This is a genomic window from Cupriavidus sp. H18C2 (assembly GCF_049393795.1).
Lineage (GTDB): Bacteria > Pseudomonadota > Gammaproteobacteria > Burkholderiales > Burkholderiaceae > Cupriavidus > Cupriavidus pauculus_C.
The window spans coordinates 1,554,084-1,571,781 of the sequence record NZ_CP186010.1; the positions used below are offsets into that span (position 1 = coordinate 1,554,084).

14 protein-coding genes and 1 pseudogene are annotated in these 17,698 nt (G+C 67.0%); 14 read left to right on the plus strand and 1 reads right to left on the minus strand.

What is annotated here, in order from left to right:
- Nucleotides 1-31 precede the first annotated feature (31 nt).
- From EPAKOI_RS07140 to EPAKOI_RS07160, 5 genes are all read left to right on the plus strand, one after another.
- Nucleotides 32-1,291: a branched-chain amino acid ABC transporter substrate-binding protein gene (locus tag EPAKOI_RS07140; RefSeq protein WP_124684365.1), complete on the plus strand. Its 1,260-nt coding sequence runs from the start codon at nt 32-34 to the stop codon at nt 1,289-1,291.
- A gap of 109 nt (nt 1,292-1,400) precedes the next feature.
- Nucleotides 1,401-2,348, plus strand: coding sequence for a branched-chain amino acid ABC transporter permease (locus EPAKOI_RS07145; protein WP_124684364.1), 948 nt, complete (start codon nt 1,401-1,403; stop codon nt 2,346-2,348).
- Nucleotides 2,349-2,351: 3 nt separating this feature from the next.
- Nucleotides 2,352-3,662 (plus strand): branched-chain amino acid ABC transporter permease, encoded by a 1,311-nt coding sequence (locus EPAKOI_RS07150; protein ID WP_423193370.1) that lies wholly within the window; start codon nt 2,352-2,354, stop codon nt 3,660-3,662.
- Nucleotides 3,659-4,438, plus strand: a complete 780-nt coding sequence (locus EPAKOI_RS07155) for an ABC transporter ATP-binding protein (protein WP_124684362.1) — start codon at nt 3,659-3,661, stop codon at nt 4,436-4,438. The genes EPAKOI_RS07150 and EPAKOI_RS07155 overlap by 4 nt, the downstream gene beginning before the upstream one ends.
- A complete protein-coding gene (locus tag EPAKOI_RS07160) occupies nt 4,435-5,148 on the plus strand; it encodes an ABC transporter ATP-binding protein (RefSeq protein ID WP_313837774.1) in 714 nt (237 codons plus the stop codon). Before EPAKOI_RS07155 ends, EPAKOI_RS07160 begins: the two co-directional genes overlap by 4 nt.
- Before the next feature lie 65 nt (nt 5,149-5,213).
- Here EPAKOI_RS07160 and EPAKOI_RS07165 read toward each other — a convergent pair whose 3' ends face one another.
- A complete protein-coding gene (locus EPAKOI_RS07165) occupies nt 5,214-6,704 on the minus strand; it encodes an amino acid permease (RefSeq protein WP_423193371.1) in 1,491 nt (496 codons plus the stop codon).
- A gap of 521 nt (nt 6,705-7,225) precedes the next feature.
- Here EPAKOI_RS07165 and EPAKOI_RS07170 point away from each other — a divergent pair.
- The 9 genes and pseudogenes from EPAKOI_RS07170 to EPAKOI_RS07210 all read left to right on the plus strand — a co-directional run bounded on the left by EPAKOI_RS07170 (nt 7,226) and on the right by EPAKOI_RS07210 (nt 17,588).
- On the plus strand, nt 7,226-9,307 hold the full coding sequence (locus tag EPAKOI_RS07170; RefSeq protein WP_423193372.1) for a 3-hydroxyacyl-CoA dehydrogenase NAD-binding domain-containing protein: 2,082 nt from the start codon (nt 7,226-7,228) through the stop codon (nt 9,305-9,307).
- Between the two features lie 36 nt (nt 9,308-9,343).
- Nucleotides 9,344-10,013, plus strand: a pseudogene (pncA, locus tag EPAKOI_RS07175) (bifunctional nicotinamidase/pyrazinamidase).
- Nucleotides 10,014-10,101: 88 nt separating this feature from the next.
- Nucleotides 10,102-11,280: an acetyl-CoA C-acyltransferase gene (locus tag EPAKOI_RS07180; protein WP_313837770.1), complete on the plus strand. Its 1,179-nt coding sequence runs from the start codon at nt 10,102-10,104 to the stop codon at nt 11,278-11,280.
- 198 nt (nt 11,281-11,478) lie between these two features.
- Complete coding sequence (locus EPAKOI_RS07185) at nt 11,479-13,338, plus strand: acyl-CoA dehydrogenase (RefSeq protein WP_124684355.1); 1,860 nt, start codon at nt 11,479-11,481, stop codon at nt 13,336-13,338.
- 62 nt (nt 13,339-13,400) lie between these two features.
- Entirely contained in the window at nt 13,401-14,183 is a 783-nt protein-coding gene (locus EPAKOI_RS07190; protein WP_423193373.1) for an SDR family oxidoreductase, read from the plus strand.
- A 45-nt stretch (nt 14,184-14,228) separates the two neighbouring features.
- On the plus strand, nt 14,229-14,660 hold the full coding sequence (locus EPAKOI_RS07195; protein ID WP_124684353.1) for a PaaI family thioesterase: 432 nt from the start codon (nt 14,229-14,231) through the stop codon (nt 14,658-14,660).
- Nucleotides 14,661-14,718: 58 nt separating this feature from the next.
- Nucleotides 14,719-15,732 carry an NADP-dependent oxidoreductase gene (locus EPAKOI_RS07200; RefSeq protein WP_423193374.1) on the plus strand — a complete coding sequence of 338 codons (1,014 nt, stop codon included), beginning with the start codon at nt 14,719-14,721 and terminating at the stop codon, nt 15,730-15,732.
- Nucleotides 15,733-15,770: 38 nt separating this feature from the next.
- Nucleotides 15,771-16,613, plus strand: coding sequence for a class II aldolase/adducin family protein (locus EPAKOI_RS07205; protein ID WP_423193375.1), 843 nt, complete (start codon nt 15,771-15,773; stop codon nt 16,611-16,613).
- A gap of 39 nt (nt 16,614-16,652) precedes the next feature.
- Nucleotides 16,653-17,588, plus strand: coding sequence for a glutathione S-transferase family protein (locus EPAKOI_RS07210; RefSeq protein ID WP_423193376.1), 936 nt, complete (start codon nt 16,653-16,655; stop codon nt 17,586-17,588).
- The last annotated feature ends 110 nt before the right edge of the window (nt 17,589-17,698 follow it).

Here is a 17,698-nt window from a genome sequence, read left to right on the forward strand (position 1 = left end):
CGCCAACGACAACAAAGTGAAGGAGACAGGTATGACGACGTTGCGTCCGCTGGTAAGAAGTGTGGCTGCGGTGGTTGCACTGGGTTCGGCGCTGGCTTCGGGCATGGCGGCCGCCGAAACGGTGAAGATCGCCTTCATCGATCCGTTGTCGGGGCTGATGGCCCCCGTGGGGCAGAACCAGCTCAAGAGCTGGCAGTACGTGGCCGACGTGGCGAACCAGAAGGGCTGGGGCGGCGCGCACAAGTTCGAGGTGGTGGGCTTCGACAACAAGCTGAGCCCGCAGGAAAGCCTGACCATCCTCAAGCAGGTGGTGGACCAGAACATCCGCTACATCGTGCAGGGCAACGGGTCGTCGGTGGGCCTGGCGCTGGAAGACGCCGTGGCCAAGCACAACGAGCGCAACCCTGGCAAGGAGATCGTCTACCTGAACTATGCGGCGGTAGACCCGGACATGACCAACAGCAAATGCAGCTACTGGCATTTCCGGCTGGACGCCAACTCGGACATGAAGATGGAGGCCCTGACCACGTTCCTGGCCAAGGACCCGAACGTCAAGAAGGTCTACCTGATCAACCAGAACTACTCGTTCGGCCACCAGGTGGCCCGCGCCGCCAAGGACTACCTGAAGCGCAAGCGGCCTGACATCCAGATCGTCGGCGAGGACCTGCACCCGCTGGCCCAGGTCAAGGACTTTGCACCGTACGCCGCCAAGATCAAGGCGTCGGGCGCCGACACGGTCATCACCGGCAACTGGGGGAGCGACCTGGCGCTGCTGATCAAGGCGGGCAAGGACGCCAGCCTGCCGGTCAACTACTACACCTACTATGCCGCCACCACCGGCGTGCCGACGGCGATGGGCGCGGCCGGCGCCGAGCGCGTCAAGTACGTGGGGTACTACAACCCGAACAACCAGACGTTCCGCGGCGCGGACATCGTGGAGGGCTACAAGAAGAAGTACAACGACGATTTCTACGTGATGGCGTCGTACACGGGCATCGCCATGCTGGCCAAGGCGTTCAAGGACAGCGGCTCCACCGATCCCGTCAAGGTGGCCAAGGCCATGGAAGGCATCAAGGTGGAAAGCATGAACGGCACCGTGGAGATGCGCAACACGGACCACCAGGCCCAGCAGCCGCTGGTGGTGGCCACCTGGACCAAGGTCAACGGCAAGGACATCAAGTTCGACCAGGAAAACACCGGCTATGGCTGGAAGACCGAGGCGGCGCTCGACCAGTTCGTGGCGGCGCAGCCCACCTCGTGCCAGATGAAGCGTCCGGGCAGCGGCGGCTGATACCGGGGCCACGACGTGGGATGGGGTTCCCCGTGACGCGGGAACCCCCGACAATATGGCTTTTGCCGGGTTGCGTTCCAGCTCCGGGAACCGCCCTGAGGGACTTGCCGTGGAATTCTTCGTCATCTCGCTACTGAACGGCATCAGCTATGGCCTGCTGCTGTTCATGCTGTCATCGGGGCTCACGCTGATCTTCAGCATGATGGGCGTGCTCAATTTCGCGCACGCCAGCTTCTACATGCTGGGCGCCTACTTTGCCTACACGCTGGCCACCAAGCTGGGCTTCTGGCCCGCGCTGATCCTGGCGCCGCTGCTGGTGGCGGGCGCCGGCGCGCTGGTGGAGCGGTTCGGGCTGCGCACCGTCCACAAATACGGCCACGTGGCCGAACTGCTGTTCACGTTCGGGCTGGCCTACCTGATCGAGGAAGGCGTCAAGCTGGTCTGGGGCCTGGCCGCCGTGCCGTACCGCATCCCGGCCGAGCTCGACGGGCCGCTGTTCACGGTCTTCACCTCGTCCTTCCCGAAATACCGCGCCTTCATGATGCTCGTGTCGCTGGGCATGCTGGTGGCGATCTACCTGGTCCTCACGCGCACGCGCATCGGGCTGGTGATCCAGGCCGCGCTGACCCATCCGGAGATGGTGGAGGCCCTGGGCCACAACGTGCCGCGCGTGTTCATGCTGGTGTTCGGCGGCGGGGCGGCGCTGGCGGGGCTGGCCGGCGTGATCGGCGGCAACGCGTTCGTGACCGAGCCGTCGATGGCGGCGGCCGTTGGGTCCATCGTCTTCGTGGTGGCGGTGGTCGGCGGCATGGGGTCGCTGGTCGGCGCGTTCATCGCGTCGATCCTGATCGGGGTGCTGCAGACGTTCGCGGTAACCATCGACGCGTCGCTGGCCGGGCTGTTCGGCAGCTTCGGCTGGCCGGTCACAGACGCCACGCCGCTCAGTTCGGTATGGAAGCTGACCGTGGCGCAGGTGGCGCCCGTGCTGCCGTACCTGCTGCTCGTGGTGATGCTGATTTTCCGCCCGCGCGGGCTCATGGGTACCCGGGAGAGCTGAGCGATGGAGTCCACGACGATGCAACAACGCTCCGAGCCCGTGGTCACGGGACGCACGCTGCGCTACCGCCCGCTGAACCTGGCGCGCTGGGTGATCTGGACGGCCACCGCGCTGCTGATGCTGGTCATGCCGCTGATCTTCACCGGCGGGTTTGCGGTCACGCTGATGTCCCAGATGGGCATCATGATCATCTTCGCGCTGTCGTACAACATGCTGCTGGGCCAGACCGGCATGCTCTCGTTCGGGCATGCGGTCTATTCGGGCCTGGGCGCGTTCATCGCCGTGCACGTGCTGAACATGGTCGGCGCGGGCAAGGTCTGGCTGCCCGTGTCGATGCTGCCGCTGGTGGGCGGGCTGGCCGGCGCGTTCTTCGGCGTGATCTTTGGCTACGTGACGACCAAGAAGTCCGGCACGACGTTTGCCATGATCACGATGGGCATCGGCGAGATGGTGTTCGCCAGCTCGCTGATGTTCCCGGACTTCTTCGGTGGCGAGGGCGGCATTTCGACCAACCGCGTGGTCGGCGACCCGTTCCTGGGCATCACCTTCGGCCCCGGCCGGCAGGTGTACTACCTGATCGCCATCTGGTGCTTCCTGTCGATGGTGGCGATGTACGCGTGGACGCAGACGCCGCTCGGCCGCATTGCCAACGCCGTGCGCGACAACCCCGAGCGCGTGGAATTCATCGGCTACAACACCCAGCGCGTGCGTTACCTGGTGCTGATCCTGTCCGCGTTCTTCGCCGGCATTGCCGGGGCGCTGTCGGCCATCAACTTCGAGATCGTGTCGGCCGAGAACGTCAGCGCGGTGCGCTCGGGCGGCGTGCTGCTGGCCGCGTTCATCGGCGGGGCGGGCGTGTTCTTCGGCCCGGTCATCGGCGCCATCGTGTTCACGCTGTTCGCCGTGGCGCTGTCGGACCTGACCAAGGCGTGGCTGCTGTACCTGGGCCTGTTCTTCGTGATGATGGTGATGTTCGTGCCCGGCGGCATCGCAAGCCTGCTGCTGATGCAGTTGCCGCTGGTGGCCCGCAAGCAGTTTGGCCGCATGCTGCCGTCGTACGCGCAGGCCGGCGTGGCCGGGCTGGTGCTGCTGGCGGCCGCCATCCTGACCGTCGAGATGGTCTACAAGGTCCAGGTGGACAGCGCCAATGGCACGGCGATGTCGCTGCTGGGCATCGGTTTCGACGCGGGCACGCTGGCGCCGTGGATCGTGGCGGCCGTGCTGTGGGCGGTGGGCTTCGCGGCGTGGCGCTGGACGGGCGGCAAGGTGCGGGCCGAGCTGGACGCCATCCAGGCCGAAACGGGGAGGGCATGAGCATGGTCGCACTGGAACTTTCCGACGTCCGCAAGAAATTCGGCCAGACCGAGATCATCCGCGGCGTCACGCTGTCCATCGGCAAGGGCGAGCGCCACGCGCTGATCGGGCCGAATGGCGCGGGCAAGTCCACGACGTTCAACCTGATCTCCGGGCGGTTTTCGCCCACGTCGGGCACCGTGAAGCTGAACGGGCAGAGCATCGCCGGCCTGCGGCCGTTCGAGATCAACCGCATGGGGCTGTCGCGCAGCTTCCAGATCACGAACATCTTCCACCGGCTCTCGGTGTTCGAGAACCTGCGCTGCGCGGTGCTCTGGGCGCTGGGCTACAAGTATTCGTTCTGGCACCGGCTGTCGGCACTGCGCGACGCGAAGGAGCGCGCCGAGGAGGTGCTGGAGCTGATCGGCATGCAGCATCGCCGCAACACCCAGGCCGGCTTGCTGACCTACGCCGAGCAACGCGCGCTGGAGATCGGCATCACCATCGCCGGCGGCGCCGACGTGATCCTGCTGGACGAGCCCACCGCCGGCATGAGCCGGTCTGAATCTGACCATGCGGTCGAACTGATCCGCAAGGTCACGGCCGGCAAGACGCTGGTGATGGTGGAGCACGACATGAGCGTGGTCTTCGGGCTGGCGGACCGGATCTCGGTGCTGGTCTACGGCGAGGTCATCGCCACGGACACGCCCGAAGCCATCCGCAACAACCGCCGCGTCAAGGAAGCCTACCTGGGCACCACGCTCGACGAACACGCCGAAGAAGGAGCGCTTGGATGAGCCAGCCCATGCTCGAAGTCACCGGCCTGCATGCCTACTACGGCAAGAGCCACATCCTGCACGGCGTGGACGCCCACATCGACGACGGCGAGATCGTCGCGCTGCTGGGCCGCAATGGCGTGGGCCGCTCGACCATGGCCAAGGCCATCCTCGGCATGGTCCGCGCCGAGGGGTCGGTCCGCTTTCGCGGCCAGGAGATCCTGGGCCGCCGCACGTTCGAGATCGCGCACGCCGGCATCGGCTACGTGCCCGAGAACCGCGACATCTTCCCCACGCTGACCGTGCGCCAGAACCTGCTGCTCGGCGAGAAACGCAACCCGCGCCAGCAGACGCCGCGCTGGAGCGTGGACGACATGTTCCGCATGTTCCCGCGCCTCAAGGAACGCGAGAACACGTCGGCCGGCGTGCTGTCCGGCGGCGAACAGCAGATGCTGACGCTGTGCCGCACCCTGATGGGCGACCCCGACCTGATCCTGATCGACGAACCCACCGAGGGCCTGGCGCCGATGATCGTCACCCTGGTCGGGGATTTCCTGAAAACGCTCAAGGAACGCGGCGTCTCGGTGCTGCTGATCGAACAGAAGCTCGCCATCGCGCTGGATATCTCGCAGCGCGTCTACGTGATGGGACACGGCCACATCGTGTTCGAAGGCACCCCGCGCGACCTGAAGGCCAACGCGCAGGTCAGGAAGGAGTGGCTGGAGGTGTAGGGCGGGGATGGCCACGTTGCTGACGATCAAGGGGGCGTCGGTGGCCGCGGCGATCACACTGCCTGCTACCCCTTCCTCTCAATATCGAACGGCATGTCTTCATAGGCGACGACCCGCGACTTCCGCACCAGCCGATAGCCGAGCCACAGCGCCAGGAACACCGGCACGCCGATATAGGTGGCGACGATTTCCTGCCAGCGGCCCGGGATGTCGGTGAAGGCCTGGTAGTTCTGGCCGACCACGATGGCCAGGCACAGGACGCCGGCAAAGATCGGGCCGAACGGGTAGAGCGGGGAGCGGTAGGCCAGGTCGGTGACCTGGTAGCCCTGGGCGATCAGGCCCTTGCGGAAGCGGTAGTGGCTGACCGCGATGCCGAACCATGCGAAGAAGCCGGTCATGGCGGAGGTGTTGAGCAGCCACAGGTACAGCGCCTTGTCGCCGAACAGCGAACTGAAGAAGCAGAGCGCCCCGACGGCCGTGGTGGCCAGCAGCGCGTTGAACGGCACGCCGTTGTTGGTCAGCCGGGCGAAGGCCCGGGGTGCGCGGCCGCTGACGGCCAGGCCGTACAGGATCCGCGTCGAGACGTACATGCTCGATGTGCCGGCCGACAGCAGGGCGGTCAGGATCACCGCGTTCATGACGCCGGCCGCGAGCGCCAGGCCGGCGTGGCGGAACACCAGCGCGAACGGGCTGACGCCCACGTCGGTCACGTCGTTGCGCAGCAGGCTCGGGTCGGTGTAGGGAATCAGCACGCCGATGATCAGGATCGCCAGCACGTAGAACAGCAGGATGCGCCAAAACGTCTGGCGGATGGCGCGCGGGATGGTGCGCGACGGATCGTCGGCCTCGCCGGCCGCCACGCCCACCGTTTCCGTGCCGAGGAACGAGAATCCCGCGATCATCGCCACCATGAACATGCCGGGCAGGCCGCCCACGAACGGCGCCTCGCCGATGGTGAAGTTGTGCCAGCCCGACTGTGGCCCGCCCTGCAGGATGCCGAAGATCATCAGCACGCCGACGATCAGGAACACCGTGACGGTCACGATCTTGATCAGCGCGAACCAGTACTCCGCCTCGCCGAACCCGCGCACCGAGAAGGCGTTGAGCGCGAACATCAGCGCCAGGAAGCCCGCGCTCCAATAGATGCCTGGCACGTCCGGAAACCAGTACTGCATGACCAGTTGCGCGGCCGTCAGCTCCACTGCGATGGTCACGGCCAGGCTGAACCAGTAGTTCCAGCCCAGCGCGAAGCCGAATCCTTCCTCCACGTACAGCGCGCTGTAGGTAACGAACGATCCCGCCACCGGCATGTGGACGGCCAGCTCGCCCAGGCTCGTCATCAGGCAGTAGACCATCAGCCCGATCAGGCAGTAGGCCAGCAGCGCGCCGCCGGGGCCGGACTGGGCGATGGACGCGCCCGAGGCCACGAACAGCCCGGTGCCAATGGCGCCGCCCAGGGCGATCATCGTCAGGTGGCGCGCCTTGAGCTTGCGGTGCAGGTCGTCGTGCTCGACGACCGGATGCTGGTGTGTGTCGGAAGTAGGGTCGGAAGACATCAGGGTCGCTGGGTCGTCAGGCGCGCGGCATTGCACGTTGGCTTTCTGAGCCAGGGCAGGCGCGCATCCGGAAAAACGAAAGGCGCGAGTTTACCGGCTCTCGCCGCCCACGATTGGAGGTCGGCGTCAAATAATCGAGTCGTGCTTCGTCGCACCGCGCTGCAAGTGCCTCTTTCTCCATAATCGACGTCTTCGAACGCCGCGCTCTACGGGTTCCCCCTGAGGGTTTCGGGGTGCCTGCAGGCTCAACATGAACGGCGGAAAACTGCGGCATGAAGGCCGCGCATGACGCGCTTTCCATCGCAGAAAATTGAAATTGAACGACCGTGCTATTTTGTGTATGCTTGTTCCGCTCTCCAGCCCCCGGGGCTTGTGGCACAAGGGATTGCGGGCCCGGCCGGGCCGGCGCCGATAGTCCTGGCGGTACCCATAGCAAGAACTCCATTCGAGAATTCGAATCCCGAGACAACCCATGAGCCCCTAGGAAGAACGAAGGGCTCCCAGCTACCAAAGGAACGCGTATGACCGCGCAGTATCAGGTACAGGACGGCGTAGCCGTTATCACGCTCGACAATCCCCCCGTCAACGGGCTCGGTCACAGCACCCGCCTGGGCATCGTCGAAGGCTTGACCCGTGCGCTGGACGATGCCGCCGTCAAGGCCGTCGTCATTACCGGTGCCGGCAAGGCGTTCTCGGGCGGCGCCGACATCCGCGAATTCAACACCCCCAAGGCCACGCAGGAGCCGACGCTGCATTCGGTGATCCGCGCGCTGGAAGCGTCGACCAAGCCGGTCGTGGCCGCGATCCACTCGGTCGCCATGGGCGGCGGGCTGGAACTGGCGCTGGGCTGCAACTACCGCGTGGCCGCCAAGGGCGCCCAGATCGCGCTGCCCGAAGTCAAGCTGGGCCTACTGCCGGGCGCCGGTGGCACGCAGCGCCTGCCGCGCCTGATCGGCCTGGAGCACGCGCTGAACATGATCGTGTCCGGCACGGCCATTCCCTCGGAAAAGTTTGCTGGTTCGAAGCTGTTCGACGAGATCGTCGATGGCGACGTGCTGCCGGCCGCCGTCAAGTTCGCGCAGAACGTGGCCGCGGCCCCCGGCCCGTACCCGAAGGTGCGCGACCTGAAGGTGCGCCACGAGAACGCCGAGGGTTTCCTGGCCTTCGCCAAGAACACCGTGGCCGCCGTGGCCAAGAACTTCCCGGCCCCGTCGAAGTGCGTGGAAGCCGTGGCCGCATCGCTCAAGCCGTTCGAGCAGGGCCTGAAGGAAGAGCGCGAAGGGTTCATGTACCTGGTCGGCACGCCGGAATCGCGCGCGCTGCGCCATGCGTTCTTCGGCGAGCGCGCCGCCAGCAAGATCCCGGACGTCCCCGGCGACACGCCGGTGCGCAAGGTCGAGAAGGTGGCCGTGATCGGCGCCGGCACGATGGGCGGCGGCATCACCATGAACTTCCTGAACGCCGGCATCCCCGTGACGATGCTGGAAACCAAGCAGGAAGCGCTGGACCGCGGCGTGGCCACGATCCGCAAGAACTACGAGAACAGCGCCAAGAAGGGCAAGCTGACGCAGGAAAAGGTCGAGCAGCGCATGGGCCTGCTGACCACCACGCTGTCCTATGACGACATCAAGGACGCCGACATGGTCATCGAGGCCGTGTTCGAGGAAATGGGCGTCAAGGAAATCGTCTTCAAGAAACTGGACGAAGTGATGAAGGACGGCGCCATCCTGGCGTCGAACACGTCGACGCTGGACGTCAACAAGATCGCGTCGTTCACCAAGCGTCCGCAGGACGTGGTGGGCATGCACTTCTTCAGCCCGGCCAACGTGATGAAGCTGCTGGAAGTGGTGCGCGGCGACAAGACCGGCAAGGACGTGCTGGCCACCGTGATGCAGATCGCCAAGAAGATCCGCAAGACGGCCGTGGTGTCGGGCGTCTGCGACGGCTTCATCGGCAACCGCATGATCGAGCAGTACAGCCGCCAGGCCGGCTACCTGCTGGACGAAGGCGCGCTGCCCGAGCAGGTGGACAAGGCCATCGAGAAGTTCGGCTTTGCCATGGGCCCGTTCCGCATGGGCGACCTGGCCGGCAACGACATCGGCTGGGCCATCCGCAAGCGCCGCGCCGTGGACAAGCCGGACATCCAGTACTCGAAGACCGCCGACAAGCTCTGCGAACTGGGCCGCTTTGGCCAGAAGACCGGCGCGGGCTGGTACGACTACAAGGCGGGCGACCGCAAGCCGTACCCGAACCAGCAGGTCAACGAGATGATCGTCGAGCATTCGAAGGAACTCGGTATCACGCGCCGCAAGATCTCCGACGAGGAAATCGTCGAGCGCCTGGTGTTCGCGCTGGTCAACGAGGGCGCCAAGATCCTGGAAGAGGGCATTGCCTCGAAGGCGTCGGACATCGACATGGTCTACCTGACCGGCTACGGCTTCCCGCTGTTCCGCGGCGGCCCGATGCTGTACGCGGACCAGGTGGGCCTGTTCAACGTCGCCCAGTCGATGAAGCGCTATGCCAAGGGCTACCACGGCGAAGCCTGGACCGTGGCACCGCTGCTGCAGAAGCTGGCCGACGAAGGCAAGGGCTTCAACGGCTGACCGGCCCGGACGGAAACGGACAGGGAGACCGCAACCATGGCCTACGGCGCGCAGGACTGCCTGCTGGTGATCGACGTGCAGAACGACTTCATGCCCGGGGGGCGCGCTGGCCGTGCCGCAGGGCGACGAGGTGGTGCCCGTCATCAACCGGCTGGCGCGGGCGTTCGAGCATGTGGTGCTGACGCAGGACTGGCATCCGGCCGGCCACGCGTCGTTTGCCACGTCGCACGCCGGCCATGCGCCGTTCCAGACCACCAGGCTTGCCTATGGCGAGCAGGTGCTGTGGCCCGACCACTGCGTGCAGGACACGCCGGGCGCGGCGCTGCATGCCGGGCTCGACGTGCCGCATGCGCGGCTGGTGATCCGCAAGGGCCACCAGGCCGGCGTGGACAGCTACAGCGCCTTCCTGGAAGCGGACCGCGCCACGCGCACCGGCCTGGCCGGCTACCTGCGCGAGCAGGGCGTGCGGCGCGTGGTCTGCGTGGGCCTGGCGACCGACTACTGCGTGGCCTGGAGCGCGCTCGATGCGCGCGCCGCCGGCTTCGAGGCGGTGGTCGTCGAGGATGCGTGCCGTGCCATCGACCTCGACGGGTCGCTGGCACGGGCGTGGCAGGACCTGGCCCAGGCCGGCGTCCAGCGCACGACGTCGCAGGCGTTGCTCGTCAGCACCAGCGGCCCGCACAACCCGTGGCTGCCCGAATCCTGATCCGCGACCCGTCCGCCCCGAGCGCTACCCAACACACCGAACATTCCTCCGCGGCAGGCGGAGACACCAAGATACCGAGGAGCAACACATGAACGAGGCAGTCATCGTATCCACGGCCCGCACCGGGCTGGCCAAGAGCTGGAAGGGCGCTTTCAACATGACCCATGGCGCCACGCTGGGCGGCCATGCGGTGCAGCATGCCATCGCGCGCGCCAAGATCGAGGCCGGCGAAGTGGAAGACGTGCTGATGGGCTGTGCCAACCCCGAAGGCGCCACCGGCGCCAACATCGCGCGCCAGATTGCCCTGCGCGCCGGTTGCCCGGTCACCGTGCCGGGTGCCACCGTCAACCGCTTCTGCTCGTCGGGCCTGCAGACCATCGCCATGGCCGCGCAGCGCGTGATCGCCGATGAAGGCGACATCTTCGTGGCGGGCGGCGTGGAGTCCATCTCGTGCGTCCAGCAGGAGATGAACCGCCACATGATCCAGGAAAGCTGGCTCAACAAGAACAAGCCGGAAATCTACTGGAGCATGCTGCAGACCGCCGAGAACGTGGCCAAGCGCTACAACATCTCGAAGGAGCGCCAGGACGAGTACGGCGTGCAGAGCCAGTTGCGCGCGGCCGCCGCCCTGGAAGCCGGCAAGTTCAAGGACGAGATCGTGCCGATGACGGTGCTCGCCGGCGTCGCCGACAAGGCCACCGGCCAGTTGATGACCAGGGAAGTGACGATCGATGCCGACGAGGGCATCCGCGCCGACACCACGCTGGAAGGCGTGTCGAAGATCCGCACCGCCATGCCCGGCGGCGTGATCACGGCCGGCAATGCGTCGCAGTTCTCGGACGGCGCGTCGGCAGCCGTGGTCATGAACGCCCGCGTGGCGGCCGCCAAGGGCCTGCAGCCGCTGGGCGTGTTCCGCGGCTTTGCCGTGGCCGGCTGCGAGCCTGACGAAATGGGCATCGGCCCGGTGTTCGCGGTGCCCAAGCTGCTCAAGAAGACCGGCCTGAAGGTCGAGGACATCGGCCTGTGGGAGCTGAACGAGGCGTTTGCCGTGCAGGTGCTGTACTGCGCCGACAAGCTCGGCATCCCGATGGACCGCCTCAACGTCAATGGCGGAGCCATCGCGGTGGGCCACCCGTACGGCGTGTCGGGCGCCCGCCTGGTCGGCCACGCGCTGATCGAAGGCAAGCGCCGCGGCGTCAAGTACGTCGTGGTGACGATGTGCATCGGCGGCGGCCAGGGCGCCGCCGGGCTGTTCGAGGTGCTGTAAGGCGCGTCGTTCGGCCGATGTTTTCCCCTCTCCCTGTGGGAGAGGGGCCGGGGTAGAGGGCGGGGCGGCTCCATCACGCGACCTGTCGTGTCCTGAGCCGCTTGCCCTCTCCCCCAACCCCCCTCTCGCTCCCGGGAGAGGGGAGCAACAACCTTCCCCATCGACTTCCAGTCGTCTCAGCCCGGAGCCCCGCATTCCATGTCGCTGATTCTTTCCCGTCGTGATCTCAACTTCGTGCTGTACGAATGGCTCCAGGCCGAGACACTGACCCAGATTCCCCGTTTTGCCGACCATTCGCGCGAGACCTTCGACGCCGCGATGGATACCTGCGAGAAGATCGCCACGGACCTGTTCGCGCCGCACAACAAGAAGAGCGACGCCAACGAACCGCACTTCGATGGCGAGACGGTCACCATCATCCCCGAGGTCAAGGCCGCGCTGAAGGCGTTCTGCGAGGCCGGCCTGATGGCCGCCGGCCAGGATTACGCGTACGGCGGCATGCAACTGCCGGTCACGCTGGAGAAGGCGGCGTTCGCGTGGTTCAAGGCCGCCAACGTCGGCACGAGTTCGTACCCGTTCCTGACCATCGGCAACGCCAACCTGCTGCTGACGCACGGCACGCCGGCCCAGATCGACACGTTCGTGCGGCCGGAGCTGGAAGGGCGCTTCTTCGGCACGATGTGCCTGTCCGAGCCGCAGGCCGGATCGTCGCTGTCCGACGTGGCCACGCGCGCCGACTACGAGGGCGAATCGCCGCTAGGCCAGCAGTACCGGCTGCGCGGCAACAAGATGTGGATTTCCGCCGGCGAGCACGAACTGTCGGACAACATCGTCCACCTGGTGCTGGCCAAGATCCCGGGGCCGGACGGCAAGCTGATTCCCGGCGTCAAGGGCATCTCGCTGTTCATCGTCCCGAAGTACCTGGTCAACGAGGATGGCTCGCTGGGCGAGCATAACGACGTGGTGCTGGCCGGCCTGAACCACAAGATGGGCTATCGCGGCACCACCAACTGCCTGCTGAACTTTGGCGAAGGCATGAAGTACCGGCCCGGCGGCAAGGCCGGCGCCATCGGCTACCTGGTGGGCGAGCCGCACAAGGGCCTGGCCTGCATGTTCCACATGATGAACGAGGCGCGCATCGGCGTGGGCCTGGGCGCGGTGGCGCTGGGCTACACGGGCTACCTGCACGCTCTGGACTACGCGCGCAACCGTCCGCAGGGCCGGCCGGTGGGGCCGCAGGGCAAGGACCCCGCCAGCCCGCAGGTGAGGCTCGTCGAACATGCCGACGTGCGCCGCATGCTGCTGGCGCAGAAGAGCTACGTCGAAGGCGGCCTGGCGCTGAACCTGTACTGCGCGCGCCTGGTGGACGACGAACATGCCGCCCGCGCGGCCGGCGACGCGGCCACGCAGCGCGACCTGTCGCTGTTGCTGGACATCCTGACCCCGATCGCCAAGAGCTGGCCGTCGCAATGGTGCCTGGAGGCCAACAGCCTGGCGATCCAGGTGCACGGCGGCTACGGCTACACGCGCGAATACAACGTCGAGCAGTTCTACCGCGACAACCGCCTGAACCCGATCCACGAAGGCACGCACGGCATCCAGGGGCTGGACCTGCTGGGCCGCAAGGTCGTGATGCAGGACGGCGCGGCGTTCCAGTTGCTCGGTCAGCGCGTGCAGGCCACCTGCGCGCGCGCGGCCGGCAGCGGCGACGCCACGCTGGGCGAGCAGGCCGCCGCGCTGGGCAAGGCCGCCGCGCGGCTGGCCGAGGTCACGCGCACGCTGTGGGCGGCCGGCGATCCGAACGTGACGCTGGCCAATGCATCGGTCTATCTCGAAGCGTTCGGCCACGTGGTGGTGGCGTGGATCTGGCTCGAACAGGCCCTGGTGGCCCGGCAGGCGCTGGACGGCGCCGCGGGCGAGGAAGCCGACTTCTATCGCGGCAAGCTGGCCGCGGCGGCGTACTTCTTCCGGTTCGAGCTGCCGAAGGTCTACCCGCAGCTCGACCTGCTGGCGTCGCTGGACCGCACCACGCTCGACATGCAGGACAGCTGGTTCTGAGCCGCCAACCGCGCCGGAACGCTGACAAGTACACGAGTACACGCGTACACAAGGAGACATACATGAAGACCATCGGGCAACTGTTCGATCTGAAGGGCCGCACGGCGCTGATCACGGGCGGCTCGCGCGGCCTGGGGCTGCAGATTGCCGAGGCGCTGGGCGAGCAGGGCGCGCGGCTGGTGCTGTCGGCGCGCAAGGCCGACGAGCTGGCTTCGGCCCAGGCGCACCTCAAGGCGTGCGGCATCGAGGCCGACTGGATTGCCGCCGACGCGGCGCGCGACGACGAGATCGCCCGCCTGGCCGACGCGGCGCTGGCCCGGCTTGGCCATGTCGACATCCTGGTCAACAACGCCGGCGCCACCTGGGGCGCACCGGCCGAGGACCACCCGGTGGAGGCGTGGGACAAGGTGATGAACCTGAACATCCGCGGGCTGTTCCTGCTGTCGCAGCGGATCGGCAAGCTGTCGATGATCCCGCGCCGCCACGGCCGCATCATCAACGTGGCGTCGATCGCCGGGCTGGCCGGCAACCCGCCGGGGACGATGGAGACCATCGCCTACAACACGTCCAAGGGCGCCGTGGTCAACTTCACGCGCACGCTGGCGGCCGAATGGGGCGAGCACAACATCACGGTCAACGCGCTGGCGCCGGGGTTCTTCCCGTCCAAGATGACCAAGGGCTCGCTGGAGCGGCTGGGCGTGGACAAGATGTGCGAAGGCGTGCCGTTGCGCCGGCTGGGCGACGACGAAGACCTGAAGGGCGCCGCGCTGCTGTTCGCGTCGGACGCCGGCAAGCACATCACGGGTCAGGTGCTGGCGGTGGATGGCGGGGTGAGCGCGGTCTAGTCCATCGGCGCATAATCACGCCACGCATTTCCACCCGCCCCCAACATGACCCAGCGCCCCCTCAACATTCCGTTCCTGGCCGATCTCGGCGTGCTCTGCAACTACATGGAGGGCGGCCGCAGCGAGATCGAGCTCGACCTGCAGCAGCGCCACCAGAATAGCTGGGACATGGCCCACGGCGGCGTCATCATGACGCTGCTGGACGTGGCCATGGCCATCGCCGGCCGTTCGGCCGACACCGACGGCCGCGGCGTGGTCACCATCGAGATGAAGACCAGTTTCATGGCGCCCGGGCGCGGCAAGTTGACCGCGCGCGGCCAGACCGTGCACCGGACGTCGACGATGGTGTTCTGCGAAGGCGAGATCGTCGACGCCGACGGCAAGATCGTGTCCAGGGCGTCCGGCACGTTCAAGTACATCAAGCGGATGCCGCCCAAACGGGACACCGGCGCGGCCGATTCCGGCGCCGACGGCTGATCCCGTCGCGCCAGCCATCCTCCTTTCACCCTCTATCCCCGAAGCGAAGGAAACGATCATGTCGAAGCAAACCTACAAGCGCATCGTCCTGGCCTCGCGCCCCACGGCGGCCGTCACGCCGGACAACTTCCGTCTGGAGGAAGTGCCCGTGCCGGAGCTGGCCGACGGCCAGGTGCTGGTGCGCAACCATTTCCTGTCCCTGGACCCGTACATGCGCGGCCGCATGAGCGAAGGCAAGTCGTACGCCGACCCGCAGCCGCTGGGCGAGGTGATGATCGGCGGCACCGTGGGCGAGGTCGTCGCCAGCAAGAACCCGAAGTGGAACGTTGGCGACAAGGTCGTCGGCATGTTCGGCTGGCAGGAAATGGGCATCACCGACGGCGGCGGCATGCAGAAGGTGGACACGACCCACATCCCGCTGTCGGCCTACCTGGGCTCGGTGGGCATGCCCGGCGTGACCGCCTGGTACGGCCTGAACAAGATCATCGGGCCGAAGGCGGGCGAGACCATCGTCGTCAGCGCCGCGTCGGGCGCGGTGGGCAGCGTGGTCGGCCAACTGGCCAAGCTGGCCGGCTGCCATGTGGTGGGCGTGGCCGGCGGCAAGGAAAAGTGCGACTACGTGACCGGCGAGCTGGGCTTTGACGCCTGCGTCGACTACAAGGTCGCCAAGGACGCCAAGGAACTCTACGCGATGGTCAAGGCCGTGACGCCGAACGGCATCGACGGCTATTTCGAGAACGTGGGCGGCGACATCCTGGACGTGGTGCTGGCCCGCCTGAACCCGTTCGCCCGCATCGCCGTCTGCGGCCTGATCGCCGGCTACGACGGCCAGGACATGCCGCTGCGCAACCCGCGCGCCATCCTGGTGTCGCGCTGCCGGATCGAGGGCTTCATCGTGTCCGAGCACATGGACGTCTGGCCGCAGGCGCTCAAGGAGCTGGGCGGCTACGTGGCGCAGGGCAAGCTGAAGTTCCGCGAGAGCATCGCCGAGGGCCTGGCCAGCGCGCCGGAAGCCTTCATGGGCCTGCTCAAGGGCAAGAACTTCGGCAAGCAGCTCGTCAAGCTGGCCTGACCGGCGCCCCATCCCCACAAAAGCACAGGAGACCGCCCATGAACGCCCCGCAAACCGCTGTCGACAAGGACGAGATGGCCGCTGGCCTGTCCGAGGAGATCAAGGCCCGTTACCGCGTGCTGCCGCGCCCGTCCCGGTTCGACACGCCGGCGCAGGAGCGGCTGCACCGCAAGCAGCGGCTGGCGGCGGCGTTCCGGCTGTTCTCCAAGTTCGGGTTCGACGAGGGCGTGGCCGGCCACATCACGGCCCGCGACCCCGAGTTCACGGACACGTTCTGGGTCAATCCGTTCGGCGTGCATTTCAGCCAGGTGAACGTGTCGAACCTGATCCGCTGCGACCACCATGGCAACGTGGTGGAGGGCGACTATCCGGTCAACGCGGCCGCCTTTGCCATCCACTCGCGCATCCACCAGACGCGCGAGGACGCCGTGGCCGCCGCGCATTCGCACAGCACCTACGGGCGGGCGTGGTCCACGCTGGGCCGCAAGCTCGACCCGCTGACGCAGGACGTCTGCGCGTTCTACAACGACCATGCGCTGTACGATGACTTTGGCGGGGTGGTGGTGGAGCTGGACGAGGGCCAGCGCATTGCCAACGCGCTGGGGCCGAACAAGGCGGCCATCCTGCAGAACCACGGCCTGCTGACCGTCGGCAAGACCGTGGACGAGGCCGCGTGGTGGTTCATCACGATGGAGCGGTCGTGCCAGGTGCAGATCCTGGCCGAATCGGCGGCGGCGCGTACCGGCCAGGCGCCGAAGCTGATCAGCGACGCCGCGGCGCGCCAGTCGTACTCGATCGTCGGCACGGCCCAGGCCGGGTGGTTCCAGTTCCAGCCGCTCTACGCCCGCATCGTGAAAGAACAGCCGGATCTGCTCGATTAAGACGGGGTCGATCGACCTCGAACCGCTGGAAAGGCCAAGATGCCCGACATCATCCTTCATCAATACGCAACCTCGCCGTTCTCGGAGAAAGTCCGGCTCGTGCTGGGCGCCAAGGGCTTGTCCTGGTGCGCGGTGGAAATCCCGCCGATCATGCCCAAGCCCGACGTGACGGCCCTGACCGGCGGCTACCGCCGCACGCCGGTGATGCAGATCGGCGCCGACATCTACTGCGATACCGCGCTGATCTGCGCCGTACTGGACCGGATGGCGCCGAACCCGCCGCTGTATCCCGCCTTCCAGGCGGCCCAGTCGCGGATCATGGCCGCGTGGCTGGACAGCGCACTGTTCACGGCCGCCGTCACCTACGCCATGCAGCCCGCGGGCGTGCAGTCGATGCTGGCGCACCTGTCGCCGGCGCAGGTACAGGCGTTCATGGCCGACCGCAAGGCCATGCGCGGCGACACCAACGCGCTGCGCATGCCGCTGCCCGAGGCCGCCGCCATGCTGCACGAAACGCTCGGGTCGCTGCAGCAGCAGTTCGCGGCGGGCGTGCAGCACGTGGCCGGCCCGGAGCTGTCGATTGCCGATTTCTCGCTGTTCCACTGCCTCTGGTTCGTCCGCCGCGCCACGGCGCTGGCGGCGCTGCTGGACGGCTATCCGCTGGTCAAGACGTGGTATGCGCGCATGCAGGCGTACGGGCACGGCAAGCTGCGCGTGATCCCGTCCGAATCGGCGCTGGCCGACGCCTACGACCACGATCCGCTGCCGCATGACCCGACGATCATTCCCGGCGCCGGCTTTGCCGCCGGCGACGCGGTGACCGTCACGCCCACCGACTACGCCAAGGACCCGGTGTCCGGCCTGCTGCTGACGCTGACCGAGCACGTGGTGACGATCCGCCGCCAGGACGCCCGCGGCGGCGCCGTCAACGTCCATTTCCCGCGCCAGAACTACCACGTGCAGGCGGCCGGCTGACTGCCTGTGCGGTGAGCCAACGGTGTTTCCCCTCTCCCGCCAGCGGGAGAGGGGCCAGGGAGAGGGCAGGCGGGTCAAATTCAGACAGGTCGCTGATGGATCGGCCGAGC

Bases quoted from the DNA above. Each gene is read 5' to 3' on its own strand.
- EPAKOI_RS07140 (WP_124684365.1), top strand. From the start codon at position 32: ATGACGACGTTGCGTCCGCTGGTAAGAAGTGTGGCTGCGGTGGTTGCA.
- EPAKOI_RS07150 (WP_423193370.1), top strand. From the start codon at position 2,352: ATGGAGTCCACGACGATGCAACAACGCTCCGAGCCCGTGGTCACGGGA.
- EPAKOI_RS07155 (WP_124684362.1), top strand. From the start codon at position 3,659: ATGAGCATGGTCGCACTGGAACTTTCCGACGTCCGCAAGAAATTCGGC.
- EPAKOI_RS07160 (WP_313837774.1), top strand. From the start codon at position 4,435: ATGAGCCAGCCCATGCTCGAAGTCACCGGCCTGCATGCCTACTACGGC.
- EPAKOI_RS07165 (WP_423193371.1), bottom strand. From the start codon at position 6,704: ATGTCTTCCGACCCTACTTCCGACACACACCAGCATCCGGTCGTCGAG.
- EPAKOI_RS07170 (WP_423193372.1), top strand. From the start codon at position 7,226: ATGACCGCGCAGTATCAGGTACAGGACGGCGTAGCCGTTATCACGCTC.
- EPAKOI_RS07180 (WP_313837770.1), top strand. From the start codon at position 10,102: ATGAACGAGGCAGTCATCGTATCCACGGCCCGCACCGGGCTGGCCAAG.
- EPAKOI_RS07185 (WP_124684355.1), top strand. From the start codon at position 11,479: ATGTCGCTGATTCTTTCCCGTCGTGATCTCAACTTCGTGCTGTACGAA.
- EPAKOI_RS07190 (WP_423193373.1), top strand. From the start codon at position 13,401: ATGAAGACCATCGGGCAACTGTTCGATCTGAAGGGCCGCACGGCGCTG.
- EPAKOI_RS07195 (WP_124684353.1), top strand. From the start codon at position 14,229: ATGACCCAGCGCCCCCTCAACATTCCGTTCCTGGCCGATCTCGGCGTG.
- EPAKOI_RS07200 (WP_423193374.1), top strand. From the start codon at position 14,719: ATGTCGAAGCAAACCTACAAGCGCATCGTCCTGGCCTCGCGCCCCACG.
- EPAKOI_RS07205 (WP_423193375.1), top strand. From the start codon at position 15,771: ATGAACGCCCCGCAAACCGCTGTCGACAAGGACGAGATGGCCGCTGGC.
- EPAKOI_RS07210 (WP_423193376.1), top strand. From the start codon at position 16,653: ATGCCCGACATCATCCTTCATCAATACGCAACCTCGCCGTTCTCGGAG.